Below are 19,585 nucleotides of genomic sequence, written 5' to 3'. Positions count from 1 at the left end.
GATTGGAAAAATGGGGTTGTTCAGCAAGTTACAGCTGGGAAAAACAGTGGCCGGGAAGCTTTCCTGGATGATCGTGTTCGCGCTGGTGGGCATCGGGGTGATCGTGATGACGAGTATCGCCTTTTTCGGAAAGATCACCGATATCGGTAAGATCGCCAAGGCCGGATTCCTGTACGAAACCCAATTTTATCAGGCAAAGGCCAACCTGGGCGAATTCATGATGACCGGAGAGCGAGCCGCTCTGGAGCGGGTCTACGGCAATCTCGAAAAGATGGGCATGGCCGATCGGCGCATCGGTGAGCTGCATCGCCTGATCGCCAGCGGCCACTCGGTGGATGAAGCGGTTGCCATTCAGGTGAAAAAAGATGGTCCTGCGGAAGCGCTGAACAACCGCCATACCGCCATTCTGGTGAACGGCCTGCAGGGCAATCCGCTTCTGGAAAAAATGGTCCGGGTCACCGACAGGGCCCATGAGGCATCGGCACAATGGCGGGCCCTGCTGGCCGATTATGTGCAGACTTCGGAAGATCAACAGAAACGCCGGCTGGCCAATCGAATTTCAGCCATTCAGACCGAATTTCCACAACTGCTCGAGCAGTTTCACGGCGTGTTGGAGGAGATCGCGGCGCACCTGGCCGCTTTCGTCAAAAAGCTGTTCATGGTGCTGTGCGTGGTCATTTTCGCCATTCTCGTGGCGACGGCCTATCTGATCACCCGTTCCATCACCGGACCGCTCAAACAGACCGTCGCCTTTGCCAGGGATATGGCCAAGGGCAATTTCCGCAACCAGTTGGAGATCCGCAACCGGGACGAGCTCGGTCAAATGGCCGAGGCGCTCAACCAGATGACGTTGTCGCTGCGGGAGATGATGAAGGAGATTATCCAGGGGATCGATTCCATCAACGGCTCTTCCGCGGATCTTTCCACCATCGCCGAGCAATTGTCCCAAGGCTCCGGGGAAACCTCCGATCGATCCAATGCCGTGGAAAAAGCTGCCGGCGATATGAACGAAAGGATGCAGAGCATCGCCTCGGCCATGGCACAGTCGGCCAATAATGCCCAGATGGTGGCGTCTGCGGCCGAGGAGATGTCCTCGACCATCGGTGAGATCGCCCAGAATGCGGAAAAGGCCCGCGGCATTTCAGACGAAGCCGCCGGCCAGGCCTCGGTGACGGCCACAGGCATGAACGAACTGGGGCAGGCCGCGCATGAAATCGGCAAGGTCATTGATACCATTACGGATATTTCCGAGCAGGTCAATCTTCTGGCGCTCAATGCCACCATCGAGGCGGCCCGCGCCGGCGAGGCTGGAAAGGGCTTTGCCGTCGTGGCCAATGAAATCAAGGAGCTGGCCAAACAGACCGCCGATGCCACCCAGGACATCAAGCGGCAGATCGAAAACATCCAGGGCACGACGGTCACCACCGTCTCGCAGATGGAGACCATCACCCGAGTCATCAGCAACGTCAACGAACTGGTCGCCACTATCGCTTCCGCCGTCGAGGAGCAATCGAGCGCCACCAAAGAGATCGCCGCCAATATCGGCCAGGCCTCCGTGGGCATACAGGAGGTCAACGAAAATGTGAACGAAAGCTCTCATCTGGCGGCCGGGATCACAGAGGAGATGTCCGGTGTGCACCATGCAGCCAGTGACATATCCAGGAGCAGTTCTCAAGTGAGCCTCAGTGCCCAGAGCCTGGCCCAGCTTTCCGTGCAACTCAAGGGCATGGTGGACCGCTACTTTGAGGTATGATACGGCGCGGGTTTCCGCAACGAGCTGCAGCAGGCCCGGAGATGGTGTTGCGATTTTCCTTTGATCCTTGTGGCAGCATAGGTTAAGTAAATAAATTTTCAGAAAATGCAAAGGATGCCGGGTCGGTCGGCCGCCTGTCCCAGGGCACGGCTGGACCGGCCCTTATTTTCAACAGGCGCAAAGGAGGTCGGATGAAATCTGAAAAGGTGGGCCTGCGAATCAAGGCCTTTATGGAACAAAAAGGGATCGGTCGTGAGGATCTGGCGGCGCGTACCGGGCTGTCGCCCGATTTTATCGATTCGGTGGTGGCGGACAATGTCTATCCGTCCCTGGGGCCGCTGCTCAAGATCGCCCGGGCATTGGAGGTGCGGCTGGGCACTTTTTTGGACGACCAGCTGAGCAAAGACCCGTTGGTGATTCGGCAGGCCGAGCGCAAGAGCGAGCTGAGCATGCTGCGGGGCAAGGACAAGCCCGTGGATTTGAAGTTTTATTCCCTGGGAAAGGGCAAGAGCGATCGCCACATGGAGCCGTTCTACGTGGAGTTGATGCCCGAATCGGCTCAGGAAAAACAGCTCTCCAGCCACGAGGGTGAAGAGTTCATCGTGGTACAGGGGGGACAGGTGGAAGTGATCTATGCGGATGAGACCTACACCCTCGAGGTGGGAGACAGCATCTATTACAATTCGGTCGTACCCCACTATGTGAGCTGCAAAGGCACCGAACCGGCCGCCATCTACGCAGTGCTCTACATTCCGAAATAGGAGGTGGCCATGGGCGAGGCATTGCGCAGCATAACGCTGGGGCGGTTGTTGGACGAGGCGATCGAACGCCATCCGGACAACGAGGCGATCGTCTACGTGGATCGCGATTTTCGGCTGACCTACCGCCAGTTCGGTGAAGTGGTCGATCGCCTGGCCAAGGGGCTCATGGCTCTGGGCGTGGCCAAGGGTGAAAAGGTGGCGGTGTGGGCTACCAACATACCCTACTGGGTGACCCTGCAGTTTGCCACGGCCAAGATCGGGGCCGTGCTGCTGACGGTGAACACCAATTACAAGAGCGCCGAGCTGGCCTACCTGCTCGAGCAGTCCGAGTGTGAAAATATCTTTCTCATCGATGGGTACATGGACACCGACTATCTGCAGACCCTTTACGATCTGGTGCCCGAGCTCAAGACCCAGGAGCGCGGCCGACTGCAGAGCGAGCGGTTTCCTCGCCTCAAGCGGGCCTTTTTCCTGGGCATGGAAAAGCATCGCGGGTGTTATGCCCTTCCCGAAGTGATGGCCATGGCCGCCATGACCGTGCCGGGCGACTACGCGGCGCGTCAGGCCCAGCTCGACCCCCATGACGTGGTCAACATGCAGTACACTTCAGGCACCACCGGTTTTCCCAAAGGCGTCATGCTCACCCATTACAACATCGGCAACAACGGCTTCTGGATCGGCGAGAATCAACGGTTCACGGCGGCCGACCGGGTGTGCCTGCCGGTGCCCCTGTTCCACTGTTTCGGTTGCGTGCTGGGCGTGCTGGCGGCGGTGAGCCACGCGGCCACCCTGGTGATTCTGGAAAAGTTCGATCCAGTGCAGGTGATGGCCTCGGTCGAGCAGGAAAGGTGCACGGCCCTTTACGGCGTGCCGACCATGTTCATCGCCGTGCTGGAAAACAAGCTGTTCGACAAGTTCGATTTTTCCTCGTTGCGCACCGGCATCATGGCCGGCTCCCCGTGCCCGGTGCACGTGATGCGCCAGGTGATCGAAAAGATGTACATGCGGGAGATCACCATATGCTACGGACTGACCGAGGGGTCGCCGGTGATCACCCAGACCCTGCCCGGCGACGACATGCGCCGGCGAACGGAAACCGTGGGACGGGCCATGCCGCATATCAAGGTGAAGATCGTGGATCCCGAAACCCACCGGGAACTGGGCGTGGGCGAGCAGGGCGAGGTGTGCTGCCGCGGCTACAACGTGATGAAAGGCTACTACAACATGCCCGAAGCCACGGCCAAGGCCATCGATGCCGATGGCTGGCTCCACTCCGGTGATCTCGGCGTCATGGACGCCGACGGCTATCTGGCCATCACCGGACGGCATAAAGACATGATTATCCGCGGCGGCGAAAACATCTATCCCCGGGAGATCGAGGAGTTCCTTTATCGGATGGAGGGCATCGTCGATGTGCAGGTCGTGGGGGTGCCCAGCAAAAAGTACGGCGAGGAGGTCGGCGCCTTTATCATCAAGAAAGCGGGCGCGGACCTGACCGCCGACGACATCCGCGACTTCTGCCGCGGCCAGATCAGCCGGTTTAAAATTCCCAAGCACGTGGCATTCGTCGACGGCTACCCCATGACGGCCAGCGGCAAGATCCAGAAATACAAGCTCAAGGAGCTCTCCGTCGACCTGTTTCCCGGCCCGGATCGCATACCGGTATGAAACGCGTCTATTGAACCCCAGTATCGCACTGGCCGGGGCGGCACGAGTTGGTCGCTGCTCTCCCGCCCTGGCCGAAACCTTTTTGTTCGCCCCCCGCTTTCATCCGCAGCCATGTTTTTTTATGGTGCCACCGTCCCTGCGTCCCGCGGCGGCAGCAATTCAAATTGCATGATATTCATTAAACCCGGCGTGGGTGGGGCAGGTGGCCGATGCCACACGCCAAGCGGTCAAGTGCCGCTAAAATGCACGGCGGGCCGCCCAGAAACTCGCTGCGCTCAAACAGTCTGGGCCGCTTATCCGCCGTTTGCATTCAACCGGCGCTAAACCGCATGGCTCACGTGGCCCTGGCCACCTGCCCCACTCACGCCTGCCATCTCCGTTGAAATGCGAAATTCAAATGAAAAAACTTTTAACAAGCATGCCCTTCGGTGTGAATTTCATTCAATGAGAATGGCCGGCACGCCAGGTCGCGTGTTGACTTTCCTGTGGCGCTCAATATTTTTTTTGGGGCCAAACGAAAGAGAGGGCAGGGCATGATAGAATCGTGCGCGTTCGGCACCATGACCATCGGTGGGCAGGAATATACGTCCGACCTGATGATATTTCCAGACGGTCGTGTGAAGGACAACTGGTGGCGGCCGTTCGGCCATCGGTTGGCGCTGGAGGATATGGCGCCGCTCATCGCGGTGGCACCGGGGGTGATCGTGGCCGGCATGGGGATATACGGCCGGATGCACGCCGTGCCGGACCTGGAAGCGATGCTCGCCGAAAAAGGCATCGACCTGGTGACCGACCGGACCGAGGCAGCGGTCCGGATCTTCAATGACTTGCGCCGCCGGCGGGGTGATGTGGCCGGTTGCTTTCATTTGACCTGTTGACGGCGCCGTAAGAATCTCAATATCTGCGTTGCGCTCATACCGTGGTCCTTGCGGCGTACGACAAGTACGCCTCAGGACACGGAATTTCGCGCGCCTTGATCTTGAACTTCTTACGGCGCCGTCCGGCAGTGATCTTATACATAGCCGTCAACTTGTTGATCATGTTTGTAAGCATCTGCATGGAAACCCCACATCGGAACAGAGAGGAGAAAGCAATGTCTTCCACCATACCCATCGAAACCACCGCAGCACCGGCGGCCATCGGACCTTACGCGCAGGGCCGCATCGGTGGCGGTATGGTCTTTGTCAGCGGTCAGCTGGGGCTCGATCCCGCAAGCGGTGAGTTTGCCGGCGGCGATTTCGACGCCCAGGCCCGCCAGGCACTGGCCAATCTGCGGGCCATCCTGCAGGCCGCCGCATGTGACCTGACCGACGTGGCCGCCGTGGATGTCTTTCTGGCCGACATGGGCCAGTTCGTTGCATTTAACCGCATTTATCAGGATTTTTTCGGGGAGCACAAGCCGGCGCGGGCCGTGGTGGCTGTCAAGACATTGCCCAAAAACGCTCTGGTGGAGATCAAATGCATCGCGGTGCAGAGGTGACCGCTTCCCCGCATTCCAACGGTGTTGTCATGGCGCTTACATGGAGAGGGATCCCTCCCGGAATTCGGTTTTGCCGATGTGAACGTTGACCAGCACCGGCGTGCCGGCCCGGGCCGACTCCCGGGCGGCTTCGAGCGCCGGCGCGATGGCCGCTTCCGACGCGACCAGCAAGCCCTTGCCGCCGTAGCCTTGGACAACCTCGTGGTAGGCCGTCGGTCGCAGGACTGTACCGACTTCATCCTCCAGCAGCTTGACCTGGTCCCGGGCGATCTGGGCCCAACCGGCGTCGTTGCCTACCACGGCGATCACCGGTACCCCATGGCGCACGAAGGTGTCGAATTCCTGCAGGCTGTATCCGGCTGCACCGTCGCCGTAGAGCAACCATACCTCGGCATCCGGACGGCTCAGTTTGGCCCCCAGCGCAAATCCTGCGCCGACCCCCAATGTGCCGAAGGGACCTGGATCGAGCCAGCTCAGCGGCATCCTGGGCCGCAGGGTGTAGGCGGCGGTGGCGACGAAATCACCGCCGTCGGCCACGAGAATCGAGCGGTCGTCGATAAAGCGGTCCAATGATTTCAACAGCGCGATGGGATTGACCTCTTCGCCGGGCGTTCGGGCCATGGCCTCGATCTGGGCCTCGCGCTGCCGGTCCCGCTCCCGCAATGCCGCCAACCACTCCAGCCATCTCTCCGGTGCCGCCGTCAGGGCCTCGGCCAGTTGACAGACGGCCTCCAGCGGATCGCCATGGATGGCCACGCTCGGTTTGCGGTTGAGGGTCAGGTCGCCGGTGCTGCGGTTGGCGGCGATGAGTCTGGCCCGGCTGTTGATGGAACGGCCATAGTTCAGGCGGAAGTCGCACGGCATGCCGGCCAGCATCACCACATCGGCGGTTTTAAGGGCTTCCGTGCGGCGGTGGCGCAGATTCAGGGGGTGGGCCGGCCCCATCAACCCGCGCGCCATGCCGGTGAGATAGACCGGGAGTTGCAGCCGTTCGATGGCCGAAGCCAGGCGCGGCACGGCCGCCGGCTGCAGCATGGCCTGGCTGCCGACGATCAGCACCGGCCGCTGGGCATCGGCGAGGATCCTGGCAGCCGCGGCCACTTTGCCGGTTTTGATCTCGGGTGTGGCGACTTCCAGCGGAATTGGCGCCATGTCATCGAAATCGCACATGAACATGCGATCCACATGGCGCTCCAGATAGAACTGGAACAGCTTGCTCTTGATGCCGCCTTTACCTGCGCCCTGTGATCCGGCTCCATACCACCGGCGCACCAGCGATTTGCTGTAGAGCAGATCGATGGGGCACTCCACGAACACCGGACCGGGGACGTCCGATCGGGCCACCTGAAAGGCGTGCTCGAGTACCGGCACGATGTCGCAGTTCCGGTTGATGGTCACCGCGATTTTGCAGATCGATTTCACCAGGGAGATCTGGTCGATATCCTGCAGCGAGCCGCGTCCTTTGATCAACGTGGCGGCGGCGCCGCCCAGCAACACGACCGGTGATTGGGCCATCTGCGCGTTCTTCAGGGCGGTGATGGTGTTGGTGACGCCGGGACCGGCTGTGACCGCGGCTACGCCGGGGGTTCCGGTCAGGCGGGCTGTGGCGTCGGCGGCGAAAACGGCCGTGGCCTCGTCGCGCACGTCCACGACCCGGATACCGGCGCGCTTGGCACCCACCAGGATGGGGGAGATATGCCCGCCGCACAGGGCAAAGAGGTTTTCCACGCCATGGTGCTGCAACACACCGGCGATGACATTGCCGCCATGGGTTTCCATGGGCGCTCCTTTGTTACAGTGTGGTCATGGTTTGCGAACAGTATAAGGTTCAGATGAGCGATGTAAACATAGCCCCTGAGGCCAGGCCTGTGGTATGAGTCCCTCTGGGAGCAGACACGAACTGCGCAATCCCGGGAAGGAAATGACAATGATCGACAATTCTCGCAAACGCACGCAGGAGGAAAAGAGCCGCGACATGCGCCAGCGCCTGATCGCCGCGACCCTCGCCTGTCTTCAACAGCGGGGGTATCACGGCACCTCCATTTCTCAGATTCTCGATCGTGCCGGCGTTTCGCGTGGCGCGTGGCGGCACCACTACAGCAGCAAGCGGGACCTGGTGGCCGCGGCCGCCGAGTCTTTTCTGACCGGCCCCATCGACAAAGTGGCGGAACTGGCGCCTCTGCTCGACGCCAGCGACCAGCCCCTGGACACCCTGGTCGAATTCGTCTGGCGAAATTTCTACCAAGGCGACTATCGGGACATCTGGCTGGAGATCAACGTGGCCTGCCGCACGGACCCGGCCCTGAAGGCGCGGATCGAACCGGTGATTCGAGACTTTTTCGCTGCCCTGGACCGGCTGTGGCGGGGAAACTTTGCGCCCGCCGGAGAGGCGGCCCTGCCCATCGAGGATGTGATGAACCTGACGCTCTATGCCATGCGAGGCATGGCGATCCAGTCGGTGAGCATCGACGAGCCGGGCCATTATCGGAAAATGCGGGAGCTGTGGATCCGGATCCTGTCGCCCCTGGTGACGGTGCGCGAGGGCGCTTTCGAGCAGACCCTGTCCGACCTTCAGGCGATGAAAGGGTGAGGCGGGTTTAATGCAAAGCATTTCGTTGGAATCGCCGGGGACCGAAATGAGCAGTTGACAAACCGCGGGATTTCGGTGAGGATTTCGTGAAAACATACCGATCGGTATGTTTTTTATCGCCAGGAACCACCGGTCCAACCCTGAAGGAGGTCGTCGCATGCCTGAAAGCCCGCCCTGGCGCCGTTTCTACGGCAACGTCCCGGATTCCATCGATTATCCCCAGGTCACCATGTACGAGGCGGTGGCCATGACCGCCGCCAGATACCCCGATGCCATTGCCTATGATTTCCTGGGCCGAACCTCGACCTACCGCCGTTTTCTCGAGGAGATCGACCGGTTCGCCGGCGCCCTGGCCGGATTGGGCCTGGGAAAGGGGGATCGTATCACCATCGCCATGCCCACCACGCCCCAGGGGATCGTCTGCTTTTATGCGGCCAACCGGCTGGGGGCCGTGGCCAGCATGATTCACCCGCTCTCCACGGCAGCGGAGATCGAATTCTATCTCAATGTGAGTCGGAGCAAGATCGCCCTGACGATCGATGCATTCTATGCCAAGTTCGCCGAGGTGGCCGATCGCACCGGCCTCGGGCGGATCATCCTCACCCGGATTCCAGATTATCTGCCGTGGCTCAAGGGCATCGGCTTCAACCTCACCAAGGGGCGCAAGATCCCCAAGGTGCCGTCCGATCCCCGGGTGGTCTGGTGGCAGGATGTGATGCGGAACGCCAATCCCGATGCGCCCAAGGCCGACATGGCGCCCGACGACATGGCCGTGATTCTTTACAGCGGCGGCACCACCGGAAGACCCAAGGGCATCATGCTGTCCAACCTCAATTTCATTGCCGAGGGATTGCAATGCGCCCATTGGGTGGGCATGCGACAAGACAGCTCGATTCTGGCCATCCTGCCGATCTTTCACGGTTTCGGCCTCGGCGTGTGCGTCAACGCGGCCTTCATGGGCGGCGGAAAATCCATCCTGGTGCCCACCTTCACCCCCGAGGAGGTGGCCCGGTTGATCCGCACCAAGCGGCCGTCGTTCGTGGTGGGAGTGCCTACCCTGTTCGATGCCCTGACGCGCGATCCCGGTTTCCAGAAGGCGGATCTGAGCTGCCTCAAGGCGGCCTTTTGCGGCGCCGACACCCTGCCCCGGGTGGTCAAGGAGCGTTTCGAACAGATCGTCCGTCGCCAGGGCGGCAACGTCAAGCTGCTGGAGGGCTATGGCCTGACCGAAGCGGTGACGGGGATCATGGCCCTGCCGGTGGACGAATATCGCGAAGGCAGCATCGGGGTGCCCTTTCCGGACATGCACGCCAAGATCGTGCGGCCGGACAGCACCGAAGAGGCGTCCGTGGGCGAAGAGGGCGAAATCTGCATCAGCGGGCCGGCCGTGATGATGGGCTACCTCGATCAGCCCGAAGAGACCGCCAAGACCCTGCGGACCCATGCCGACGGCCGCATCTGGCTGCACACCGGCGACATCGGGACCATGGACCCGGACGGCTTCTTCTATTTCAAGCTGCGCCAGAAACGCATGATCAAATCCTCGGGCATGAACGTCTATCCGGCCCAGGTCGAGGATCACCTTTACAAGCATCCCGCGGTGGCCGAAGCGTGCGTCATTGGGGTCCCCGACCGCAGCCAGGTCGAGCGCGTGAAGGGTTACGTGGTGCTCAAAGACCCGGCCCAGGCAGGACCGGATATGGAAAAAGAGTTGATCGAACATTGCCGCAAGGACCTGATCAAGTGGAGCTGCCCCCGGGAGATCGAGTTCAGGGAGCAGCTGCCACAGACCCTGGTGGGCAAGATCGCCTACCGCGTCCTGCAGGACGAAGCCGTGGCCGAGTTGAAAGCCGCAGGGGCCTATGCCGGCGATCAGTAAAAAATAAAACTTCAAGGAGCGACATCGATGGATCCTCTCCAGCTGTTTCGAGACATCAGCCAGCATCCCGCCGACTATGCCCGGCAGTGGAAAACGCGTACCGGCGGCAAGGTGGTGGGCAACTTCTGCTCGTACACTCCCCAGGAACTGATCGTGGCCGCCGGTGCCCTGCCCTATCGCATCCTGGGCAGCGGCGCGGACATCTCGCGGGCCGACAGCTATCTGCAGGCCTACTGCTGCAGCCTGGTGCGCGGATCCCTGGAAGACGCCCTGGCCGGACGCCTCGAATTTCTCGACGGCGCGGTGTTTCCCCATACATGCGATTCGATCCAGCGCCTTTCGGACATCTGGCGGATGAACACCGGCTTCGGTTTTCATGCCGATATCATCCTGCCGGTCAAGCTCGACACCGAGAGCGCGGTCGACTATATGGTGTCTGTGCTGCGGCGTTTTCGGCAGGATCTGGAAAAGGGCCTGGGCGTGACCCTCACGGACGCCAGGCTCGCCGACGCCATCCGGATCTGCAACCAGGTTCGGCAGCTCCTTGCAACGCTCTACGAGCTTCGCCGGACACGTCCCGGCGTCATCGGCGGCAGCGACCTGCACGCCGTTTTCAGGGCCGCCCTGGTCATGGACCGCGTTGAGCTGGCCGAGGCCTTGGCGACCCTGGTCGACCAGCTGGCCGCGGCGCCCCAGTCCCAAGACGAGTCGACAAAGCGGATCGTCTTCAGCGGCGGACTGTGCAGCATGCCCGATATCTACCGGGTCGTTGAAGAGGCGGGGGGCCGGGTGGTGTGGGACGACTTCTGCACCGGGGCGCGCTATTTCGAAGGGCTGGTGGACGAAACCCGGGAACCGATCCAGGCCCTGACCGAGCGCTACCGGGAGCGGGTGGTCTGCCCGGCCAAGCACGCCGGCATCTATAACCGCGGAACCTATTTGTTGGAGAAGGTGAAGGAGAACCGGGCCGATGGGGTGATCTTTCTCTTTTTGAAGTTCTGCGATCCGCATGGCTTCGACTACCCCTATATGAAGGCCATGCTGGACAAAGAAGGCATCCCCAGCATCATGTTCGAAATCGAAGACCAGCTCTCCTCCGAAGGGCAGCTGCGGACGCGATGCGAGGCGTTTCTGGAGATGATTTAGCCCCTGCTTCGCAGGGGAGTGTAAAGTGTTAAGGGAAGGTATTCTGTCTTATTTAGAGTTTAAAGGCGATACGATGGTCAAACGACCACGGTTAGAAGATAAAACTTCCAACTTCTTTTGGAGAGATTATGCCGTCCGACGAGAAGATCATCGACCCGGATAAAGAGCGTCGAAAAATAAAATGCGACAGCAAGATGCGCGAGATCATGGCCCAGTACTACATGGAGGCCAAGACCCCCAAGGAGCAGCGGGGCAAGCCCATCGCCTGGATCACCAGCGGCGGCCCTGTGGAGCCGCTGCATGCGATGGACGTGATTCCCATCTACCCGGAGAACTACGGCGCCATGATCGGGGCCAGCAAAATGGGGGTCGAACTGTGCGAGCGGGCCGAGGAGATGGGCTACCCCCGCGACCTGTGCTCGTACGCCCGGGCCGATATCGCCAGCGCCACGGTCAACGGCGGCCCCATCGGCGGCCTGCCCGAGCCGGACATGCTGATCTGCTGCAACAACATCTGCGGCACGGTGCTCAAGTGGTATGAGGTTCAGGCGCGTTACTACAACGTGCCCCTGTTTATTCTGGACACGCCCATCACCCACACCGAGTTCAACGATGAGATGCGCCGCTACGTGACCCGGCAGAGCGAGGAGTATATCCGTTTCCTCGAGCAGGTGTGCGGCAAGAAATTCGACTACGACCGCATGAAAGTGGTCGGCGACCTGTCAATCCGAGGCCAGGAGCTGTGGCAGGAGATTCTCGACACCACCATGAACCGGCCCGCGCCCATGACCTGTTTCGACGCCTTTTTTCATCTGGCCATGATCGTCACCCTGCGGGGCACCCAGACGGCCGTGGATTACTACGAGATGCTGCTGGCCGAGATGAAGGAGCGCGTGGCCCAGGGTATCGGCATGCTGCCCAACGAGAAGTACCGTCTGGTGTGGGACAACCTGCCGATCTGGTACCGCCTGCGCTGGTTGTCGAACAAGTTCATCGAGCGATCGGCCTGTCTGGTGGCCGATACGTACACCTCCGGCTGGACCAGCTGGATGCCGTTCGTGGACCGCAGCGACTTTCTCGGGTTCCTGGGCGAGAGCTACGCCCGGATCTTCCTGAACAGCGGCACGGATATCATGGCCGACAACATCATCCGCATGGTGAAGAAGTACGATGCCGACGGGGTGGTGTTCCACTCCAACCGGAGCTGCAAGCCCTATTCGTTCGGGCAGTACGACATCCAGCGCATCATTCAGAAGAAGCTGGGCATACCGACCTTGATGATCGAGGCCGACATGGTGGACGAACGCAGTTTTTCCGAGAGTCAGATCGAGACGCGGATCGATGCCTTCATCGAGATGTTGTAGTCGGCAGGGCTTTGCCTGAAAGGCCGGGCCACCTGCCGATAAACGGTTGCTGCGCGGGGAATGGAACGGATTTCTCTTAAATTAAAAGACTTTTTCGTTTGAACGGGAAGCAGGTACTATGATCACCGCAGGCATCGATGTGGGTTCGATCAGCGCCAAGGCGGCCCTGGTTAAAGACCATGAAATCGTGAGCACGTGTGTCATTCTCACCGGTTACAACGCCCAGAACGCCGGTCGCCAGGTGTATGACCAGGCCCTGGGCCAGGCCGGTCTGGCGAACGACCACGTTGAAAAAATCGTGGCCACCGGTTACGGCCGCAACAGCATCGGATTCGCCGACAAGGCGGTGACCGAGATCACTTGCCATGCGGCCGGTGCCCATTTTCTCGATCCTGCGGTGCGGTCGATCATCGACATCGGCGGCCAGGACAGCAAGGCCATCGTGCTGGACGACGCCGGTCGGGTGAAGGATTTCACCATGAACGACAAGTGCGCCGCCGGCACCGGCCGTTTTCTGGAGGTGATGGCCCGCGCCCTGGAGGTGGATCTGGATGCCTTCGGTCCCTTGTCGCTGGCGGCTGTAAAGGCATCGCCCATCAGCAGTCTGTGCACCGTTTTTGCCGAGTCGGAGGTGATCTCCCTGATCGCCAAGGGAGAAAAACGCGAGAATATCATCGCCGGCATTCACGCATCCATCGGGGCGCGGGTCGTCTCCATGGCCAAGCGCATCGGCGTCCGGCCGCCGATCATGATGACCGGTGGCGTGGCCAAGAACATCGGCGTAGTGAAAGCGTTGGAAGAAAAACTGGGCGACGACCTGATCATTTCCGAATATGCCCAGGTGACCGGCGCCATCGGCGCGGCCCTGATCGCATCAAAAGGATAGGATCACCGCAGGGGGATCATGCCCTATCTCAAGACCATCGACGACTGCAATATCTATTACGAGCTGGCCGGCGAGGGGGCGACAAAGCCGACGATCGCCTTCATCAATGGGACCCTGCAGACCACGGTCAACTGGAAACCGGTGGTCAAGGCCATGGCCGCCAATTTCAAAATGGTGATGTACGACGGCCGGGGGCAGGGGGCCAGCGATCTGGGCGACAAGCCCCTCTCCATGGACCTTCACGTCTCAGATCTCAAACAGCTGCTCACGGAACTGAACATTCAACAGACCGCCGTCGTCGGCGTCAGCCATGGCGCGCGCATCGCCCTGGCCCTGGCGGCCAATGCGCCGGACCTGATCAGTCGGATGGTGTTGTGCAGCATCTCCACCCGGGCCACATTTCGCGCCAAGATGATCGTGCGTTCCTGGTACGAGATTTTGCAGCGCCACAGCCTGGACGCCATGGTGTGGGCGGCCCTGCCTCACGTGTTCGGCCGCATTTTTTTGCGCGATAATGAAAAGCACCTCGAACGCATCGTCAAGACCATCGTGCGCCGTAACCACACCGAATCCCTGAGGGCACACCTGGCCGCGCTGCAGAACTACCCGCCTTTGCGCAACGTTCTGGGCAACCTGCCGTTCCTCTCGCTGCTGCTCACCGGCGAGGACGATCCCTTGGTGACGCGGGAGGGAGCCGAAGAGACGGCCGCCATCTGCGGCGGCCGCCACATGGAGCTGGAGGGCATCGGCCACTCCATCCCCGCCGAAGCACCCCAACGCTTCATCCGGTTGATCAGTGACTTTTTGTCGGACGGATAAGAGATTCGACTGCACTTTGGGCGCCTCCGCTCCGAGACCGGAATCTCTGTGTCGCGGGTGCCGATCTAATACCAGGTCACCTCATCGGGCCGATAGGCGATCCAGATCTCTTTGCCGGGACGGTAATTTTCGGCGGCGAGGGTGTCCGCGGGGAGGCTGGCGGTAAATTCGGTGTGGCCCACGGCCACCGCCAAGCGGATGCGGCCGGTGGCATTTTCAAGCGCCAGCCGTGTCAGGAGACCCTTGAGGGCCATCATGCCATCAGGAATGTTCTGGTCGGAGGGGTGAAGGCTCAGGTGGGCCGGATCGATGGCGGCCACGGCGTTGTCGATCTCGTCTGGTGGATTGCCGGCCACGAAGATCTGATCCTCGGCCAAGCGGCGACCGACGCGATTGCCCTCCAGGCGCTGCCATGGGCCGAAGAGCAGCGCGCGCTGTCCTTGGCCGAGGATTCGGCCGTTGAACACATAGACGATGTCGTGGCAGATATCCTGCAGCCACTGCACATCGTGGCTGGAGATGACGAGACTCGATCCCCACTGCCGATGGGCATGCAGGGCTGCGGCCTTCATCTGCTGGGCACTGGCCGCATCGACGCTGGTGGTGGGCTCGTCGAGAAGCAGCACCTTGGGCTTGAGCACCAGCCGGGCGGCCAGGGCCACGCGACGCGCCTCGCCGCCGGACAGGGCATACCAGGGTCGCAGGGCGAACCGATCGGGCGCCAAACCGACCAGGTCCAGGGCCTGATGGACGCGTCGGGCTTCGTCACTTCGGTCTTTGCGGAGCCGAAGACCATAGGCGATATTTTTGTAAACGTTTCGTTTAAGCAGATAGGATTCCTGGGGCAGCAGGGTGACGTGGTCGCGTACCCCCCGCATGCCCATGTCGGCTTTGCGGCCCTGGAGGTAAATCTCTCCCTGGCTGGGGCGTTCGATGAAACCGAGCAGTTTGAGCAGGGTGCTTTTTCCGCTGCCGTTGGGACCGCACAATCCGGTGATGGCGCCCTCGGCAACGGACCAGCGGTCAATCGAGAGCGCCGGGGAGAGCGCCAGCCGGCTTTCGTAGCGATGTTGGATGTGCTCGAGCTGATAGAGGGTCATGGCGGCCTGGGCTATCTTTTCCTGAGAAACGATACGGAGCCGTTGACGATAAAGGCGATCAACAGCAGCACCAGTCCCAGGGCGATGCCCATGCCGAACTGGCCCTTATTGGTCTCCAGGGCGATGGCCGTGGTGATGGTGCGTGTATGCCACTTGATGTTGCCGCCGACGATCATGGCGATTCCCACTTCGGTCATGACGCGGCCATAGGCGGCCAAGGATCCGGCCAGGATGGCGTGGCGGGCCTCCCACAACGTACCGAGCATCAACTGGCGGTTGCCGGCGCCCAGGGAAAGCAGCGTCGTACGCAGGCTGGCATCCGTGCTCTCCACGGCCGCGGCACTCAAGGAAATGACCACCGGCAGGGCCAGAATGGTCAGGCCGATGGCAATTCCCTGCAGGGTGAACAGGAGGCCCATGTGGCCCAGCGGCCCCTGCCGCGAGACAAAGGCATAGACGATCAGGCCGATGAAGACCGTGGGCAAGGACATCAAGGTGTCGACCACCAACCGAACCTGGCGCCGGCCGACAAAACGCAGGTGGCCCAGTGCAAACCCCGAGGGAATCCCCACGGCCAGGCTGACGGCCATGGCGTAACTGGAAACCGTCAGCGTGGCCGCCACCGCCGAATAGGTTTCGGCATTGCCGGAGAATAGCAGCAGGAACGCCTGGCGCAGACCCTCGAGAATGAAGTCCATGGGACCCTATTTTGCGTTGGGAATGAACAACGACTGCCCCAACAACTTGAAATCGCCGATCAGTTTCTGGGCCTGGGAACCGGCCATCCAGTCGGAGAATTTCCGGGCCAGGTCGGCTTTGGCGTTGGCGCAGTTTTTCGGGCTCACTTCGATGACGCTGTATTGATTGCGCAGGACGTCATCGCCTTCCACCAGGACGACCATGGGCGGCTGACCGCCTTTGTCATGGGCGTATTTGATGTAAGTGCCCCGGTCGGTGAGGATATAACCGGACTTTTCGGCAGCGACATTGATGCTGGTCAGCATGCCCTGGCCGGTTGACACGTACCAGCTCTCCTTTTCGGGCTGGGGCAGGTTGGCCAATTGCCAAAGCTCTATCTCCATTTTGTGGGTGCCGGAGTTGTCGCCGCGGCTGATGAAGGCCGCCTTTTTGGCCTTGATCGCCTCGAGGGCCTGGGCCACTGACTTGCCTTTGACGCCGGCAGGGTCCGCGGTCGGCCCGATGAAGACAAAATCATTGTACATGATTTCCCGCCGGTTTTGACCGTAACCCGCTTCGACATACTTTTTCTCGGCCGCCGGCGCATGCACCAGCAACACATCCACATCGCAATTCTGCCCTAAAGCCAGGGCCTTGCCCGTGCCGGTGGCGGTCCAGCGAATATCGATGCCCGTGGCCTTGGTGAAATAGGGGGCCAGGTAGTCGAGCAGACCGGTGTTGTCCGTGCTGGTGGTGGTCGCCATGAGCAGCTGTTGCGGTTCGGCGGCCCAGGCCGGGCCGCAAAGCCAAGCCAACATCAGTACCCAAAGTAAGTGGCGTTTAACAATAAAAAATAAGGTCTTCATCGCTTTTCCTCCTCGCTTGCTTGGTTGGATTCATGATTGGTCGTGGTTTGGCGAAAGATCATCTTGCCGCTGATGGTGGTGTCGTAACCCAGATACGGGGACGCCAGGCGGTGAAAACGCTCTTCATGCAGCAGGCCGAGAAAGCGCTGCATGGGAACGCCGAAAAACCGCTCCTTGCGGATCAGCAGATCGTAGCGCTCCCAGCGCCAGGGCACAAAATCAAGGCCCAACTGCTCGGCTACCGGCTGGATGCCCGGCCCGGCGTCCGCTTTTCCGGAGAGCACGGCCAGCCCGATATCCATGTGACGTTGAACTTCATGGTCATAACCGCTGATGGCGGCACCCTTGATCCCGGCTCTGTTCAGCTCCAGGTCGAAGAGCTGGCGGGTGCCGGTACCCAGCTTCCGATTGACCACCCGCAAGCCGGTTTGATTGAGATCCGCGGTCTGGTGAATGGATCGGGGATTGCCCTTGGCCACGATCAGCCCCTGACGCCTGCGGCAGAAGTTGACCACCACCGGGAGCGTGTCCAGATGCTGGTCTAGAATCTCGAAGTTATACTCCTGGCCATTTTCCTGGAGAATATGGCTCGTGGCGATGTGGCACAGGTCCTGTTTGAGCGAACGGATGCCGCCAAGGCTGCCCAGGTTCCCGAACACGGCCAGGTTATCGGTGTACACACCATTGAACAGGCCGATGGTCTGTTCGAGCAGCGGATCGTTGCTGCCTGCGATGATCAGCAAGCCTTCGGCGGAAGGCGTCGGTCCGGTCACGGCCGACAAATTCACCGTGTGGGCCTCGACCCATTGATCCACCAGGTGCTGGGGAAAAAGCCATTTGCCGGTCACTTTGGAAGCCGGCAGCCCTTTTTCCGCAATGAGCGTGTAAACCATCTTTTCATTGATGCCCAGGTGGCGCGCAACCTCTCTGGTGGTCAGCAGTTTTCCCATAAAATCCCTCTCCGGCGTTTGAAATCAAAGGTTTAAAATAGTCGTGATGGTTTAATGGTGTCAACAGCATTGTGAAAGGTATTTCTAAAGAAAACCATAAATAACCCAAAACAACACTTGCACCAGCACGGATCGCTTCAATCCTCCGGGTGTGTTGCCGCGGCCGCAACCCCGCCTTGACATAACCCTCAATTTTCACTATTAATTTTTTAAATCCGACGAGGTATGACATGGTCCCGGCGATCACAACCGCTCCGGCCCGAACGGTGGGGGAACTTTCCCGTGCCGACGCATCGCAACGCAATGCCGTTCGTCCAACGAGAGGTGCTTGGCGACCCCTCTGGCTGCTGGTCATGATGCTGTTGCTTTTCCCGAGGTGCGACAGAGAGGGCGGCTTTGATTTGGAGCGGACCCTGAAGGCGCGGCCGGCGGAAGATCATATGGTCTTTGATTATGTCGGCGTGACGCAGGATGTCCGGCCATCGGTCGAGCTTCATTTGTCGGCGATTCGTGACCGCTACAAGATTGAAATCCTCATCGTGGTCCTTCCCTCTCTCGGGGATCGCTCTTCGGTGACCGATGCCGCCGTTCAGCTGTTTTCCAACTGGGACATCGGCAAGCAGCTGCAGGGGCGCGGCCTGTTGATGCTGCTGGTGGATGACGTCAAGACCGTGAAACTCGAGGTGGGATACGAGCTCGAAGATGTGTTTACCGATCTGTTCACCGGTTATATCCAGGATGTGCAGCTGCAGCCCTACTTTGCTTCGGGAAAGTTGGACATCGGCCTGATCGCGATGATGGAAGAGATCGAGGCCCGCTCCCAAATCAAGTATCAGGGGCGATACAACCATGCCTCGGTAGCGGCACTGGACGCCCGCTATCTCTCCCAGGGCGCCGGCGCCCGGCATGTGCTCGAAGAGCAGGAGCGGCCGGGGCCGTCGGCCGGGGTGATCAACGGTAGTTACCCGGCCGGCAGCACGCCCGAGCAAGCCTGGCAAACCATGATCCGGCACTGGCATGATAAGGTGCGGGATCCCGACCTGGGCGTCTACACCGCCATTACACGGCTCACCTACCGCGACTACATCCACCTGCCGGACGCACGTTTTGATCAGGATTACCGGCGTTATGCCCGGAAATCATACGAGGTGAGGCAATCCGGCGATTATGCGGTGATCTATTTCGGCAGGGAAAAGGGATGGGAGAACAGCCCCTTCTTCTTGTGCCGATGCGGGGAAGGGTGGAAGTTCGATATCGTGCACCAGCGGCGCTTCGTGCGCATGGGCACGGCCCCCGACTGGGGCATCGAGTTTTCCGAGCATCCCTACATGGGCCTGCTCATGGATGCCTTTCATTTCAATGGGCAGGACATTCCATTGGCCGGCGATGACCTGTACACCATCGAAAAAGACGCCTGGTGGGCCGAACAAGTGGTGTTTTACGAAACGTTGCACGAGTCCGACGAGAAGGATGTCGACGTCTCGATGGCCCTGGGACGTCTTTACACCCTGGTCTCCATGAGCCGCAAGGCGATACCGCTGCTCAAGGCGGTGCAACAACGATCACCCCAGGACCCCCGGCCGTAAAAATACCTGGCGATCGCCTGGGTCAATGCCTATTACCAGGACGACAAGGCCCTGAAAGA

The 19,585-nt window shown here is 60.5% G+C and carries 17 protein-coding genes; 12 read left to right on the top strand and 5 right to left on the bottom strand.

Annotated elements, in window-relative coordinates:
• Nucleotides 1–10: 10 nt before the first annotated feature.
• The 5 genes from DFT_RS24310 to DFT_RS24290 all read left to right on the top strand — a co-directional run bounded on the left by DFT_RS24310 (nucleotide 11) and on the right by DFT_RS24290 (nucleotide 5,662).
• The gene (locus tag DFT_RS24310) at nucleotides 11–1,753 is read left to right on the top strand and encodes a methyl-accepting chemotaxis protein (RefSeq protein WP_054034307.1); all 1,743 of its coding nucleotides are present in this window, start codon (nucleotides 11–13) and stop codon (nucleotides 1,751–1,753) included.
• A 191-nt stretch (nucleotides 1,754–1,944) separates the two neighbouring features.
• Nucleotides 1,945–2,514, top strand: a complete 570-nt coding sequence (locus DFT_RS24305) for a helix-turn-helix domain-containing protein (protein ID WP_054034305.1) — start codon at nucleotides 1,945–1,947, stop codon at nucleotides 2,512–2,514.
• A gap of 9 nt (nucleotides 2,515–2,523) precedes the next feature.
• The gene (locus tag DFT_RS24300; RefSeq protein WP_054034303.1) at nucleotides 2,524–4,182 is read left to right on the top strand and encodes an AMP-binding protein; all 1,659 of its coding nucleotides are present in this window, start codon (nucleotides 2,524–2,526) and stop codon (nucleotides 4,180–4,182) included.
• 533 nt (nucleotides 4,183–4,715) lie between these two features.
• Nucleotides 4,716–5,060, top strand: a complete 345-nt coding sequence (locus tag DFT_RS24295; RefSeq protein ID WP_054034301.1) for an Mth938-like domain-containing protein — start codon at nucleotides 4,716–4,718, stop codon at nucleotides 5,058–5,060.
• A 215-nt stretch (nucleotides 5,061–5,275) separates the two neighbouring features.
• The gene (locus DFT_RS24290; RefSeq protein ID WP_054034300.1) at nucleotides 5,276–5,662 is read left to right on the top strand and encodes a Rid family detoxifying hydrolase; all 387 of its coding nucleotides are present in this window, start codon (nucleotides 5,276–5,278) and stop codon (nucleotides 5,660–5,662) included.
• Nucleotides 5,663–5,698: 36 nt separating this feature from the next.
• Here the strand turns inward: DFT_RS24290 and DFT_RS24285 are convergent, their stop codons facing one another.
• Nucleotides 5,699–7,441 (bottom strand): thiamine pyrophosphate-binding protein, encoded by a 1,743-nt coding sequence (locus DFT_RS24285; protein WP_054034298.1) that lies wholly within the window; start codon nucleotides 7,439–7,441, stop codon nucleotides 5,699–5,701.
• A 148-nt stretch (nucleotides 7,442–7,589) separates the two neighbouring features.
• Here DFT_RS24285 and DFT_RS24280 point away from each other — a divergent pair, with 148 nt between their 5' ends.
• The 6 genes from DFT_RS24280 (at nucleotide 7,590) to DFT_RS24255 (ending at nucleotide 14,346) form a co-directional block, all read left to right on the top strand.
• Entirely contained in the window at nucleotides 7,590–8,252 is a 663-nt protein-coding gene (locus tag DFT_RS24280) for a TetR/AcrR family transcriptional regulator (RefSeq protein WP_054034296.1), read from the top strand.
• A gap of 157 nt (nucleotides 8,253–8,409) precedes the next feature.
• The gene (locus tag DFT_RS24275; RefSeq protein ID WP_054034295.1) at nucleotides 8,410–10,131 is read left to right on the top strand and encodes an AMP-binding protein; all 1,722 of its coding nucleotides are present in this window, start codon (nucleotides 8,410–8,412) and stop codon (nucleotides 10,129–10,131) included.
• Nucleotides 10,132–10,158: 27 nt separating this feature from the next.
• Nucleotides 10,159–11,277 (top strand): 2-hydroxyacyl-CoA dehydratase subunit D, encoded by a 1,119-nt coding sequence (locus tag DFT_RS24270; protein ID WP_054034293.1) that lies wholly within the window; start codon nucleotides 10,159–10,161, stop codon nucleotides 11,275–11,277.
• Between the two features lie 128 nt (nucleotides 11,278–11,405).
• Nucleotides 11,406–12,641 (top strand): 2-hydroxyacyl-CoA dehydratase subunit D, encoded by a 1,236-nt coding sequence (locus tag DFT_RS24265; protein WP_076750879.1) that lies wholly within the window; start codon nucleotides 11,406–11,408, stop codon nucleotides 12,639–12,641.
• A gap of 118 nt (nucleotides 12,642–12,759) precedes the next feature.
• Complete coding sequence (locus tag DFT_RS24260) at nucleotides 12,760–13,527, top strand: acyl-CoA dehydratase activase (RefSeq protein WP_054034291.1); 768 nt, start codon at nucleotides 12,760–12,762, stop codon at nucleotides 13,525–13,527.
• A gap of 18 nt (nucleotides 13,528–13,545) precedes the next feature.
• Nucleotides 13,546–14,346, top strand: coding sequence for an alpha/beta fold hydrolase (locus DFT_RS24255; protein WP_054034288.1), 801 nt, complete (start codon nucleotides 13,546–13,548; stop codon nucleotides 14,344–14,346).
• A 65-nt stretch (nucleotides 14,347–14,411) separates the two neighbouring features.
• On the opposite strand, the gene DFT_RS25340 is transcribed toward DFT_RS24255, so the two are convergent.
• Genes DFT_RS25340 through DFT_RS24235 form a run of 4 tightly spaced genes read right to left on the bottom strand, consistent with a single transcriptional unit; the run spans nucleotide 14,412 to nucleotide 17,940 of the window.
• Nucleotides 14,412–15,446, bottom strand: a complete 1,035-nt coding sequence (locus tag DFT_RS25340) for an energy-coupling factor ABC transporter ATP-binding protein (RefSeq protein WP_076750878.1) — start codon at nucleotides 15,444–15,446, stop codon at nucleotides 14,412–14,414.
• A gap of 11 nt (nucleotides 15,447–15,457) precedes the next feature.
• The gene (locus tag DFT_RS24245) at nucleotides 15,458–16,144 is read right to left on the bottom strand and encodes an ABC transporter permease (RefSeq protein WP_054034287.1); all 687 of its coding nucleotides are present in this window, start codon (nucleotides 16,142–16,144) and stop codon (nucleotides 15,458–15,460) included.
• 6 nt (nucleotides 16,145–16,150) lie between these two features.
• Nucleotides 16,151–16,990, bottom strand: coding sequence for an ABC transporter substrate-binding protein (locus DFT_RS24240; RefSeq protein WP_054034285.1), 840 nt, complete (start codon nucleotides 16,988–16,990; stop codon nucleotides 16,151–16,153).
• A complete protein-coding gene (locus DFT_RS24235) occupies nucleotides 16,987–17,940 on the bottom strand; it encodes a substrate-binding domain-containing protein (protein WP_054034283.1) in 954 nt (317 codons plus the stop codon). Before DFT_RS24235 ends, DFT_RS24240 begins: the two co-directional genes overlap by 4 nt.
• Nucleotides 17,941–18,170: 230 nt before the next feature.
• Here DFT_RS24235 and DFT_RS24230 point away from each other — a divergent pair, with 230 nt between their 5' ends.
• Entirely contained in the window at nucleotides 18,171–19,526 is a 1,356-nt protein-coding gene (locus tag DFT_RS24230) for a TPM domain-containing protein (RefSeq protein ID WP_083453748.1), read from the top strand.
• Nucleotides 19,527–19,585: the final 59 nt, after the last annotated feature.

The organism is Desulfatitalea tepidiphila, assembly GCF_001293685.1.
GTDB classification, from domain to species: domain Bacteria; phylum Desulfobacterota; class Desulfobacteria; order Desulfobacterales; family Desulfosarcinaceae; genus Desulfatitalea; species Desulfatitalea tepidiphila.
The sequence above is the reverse complement of the archived record's forward strand: the minus strand, read 5'-3'. Positions and strand labels throughout refer to the sequence as shown.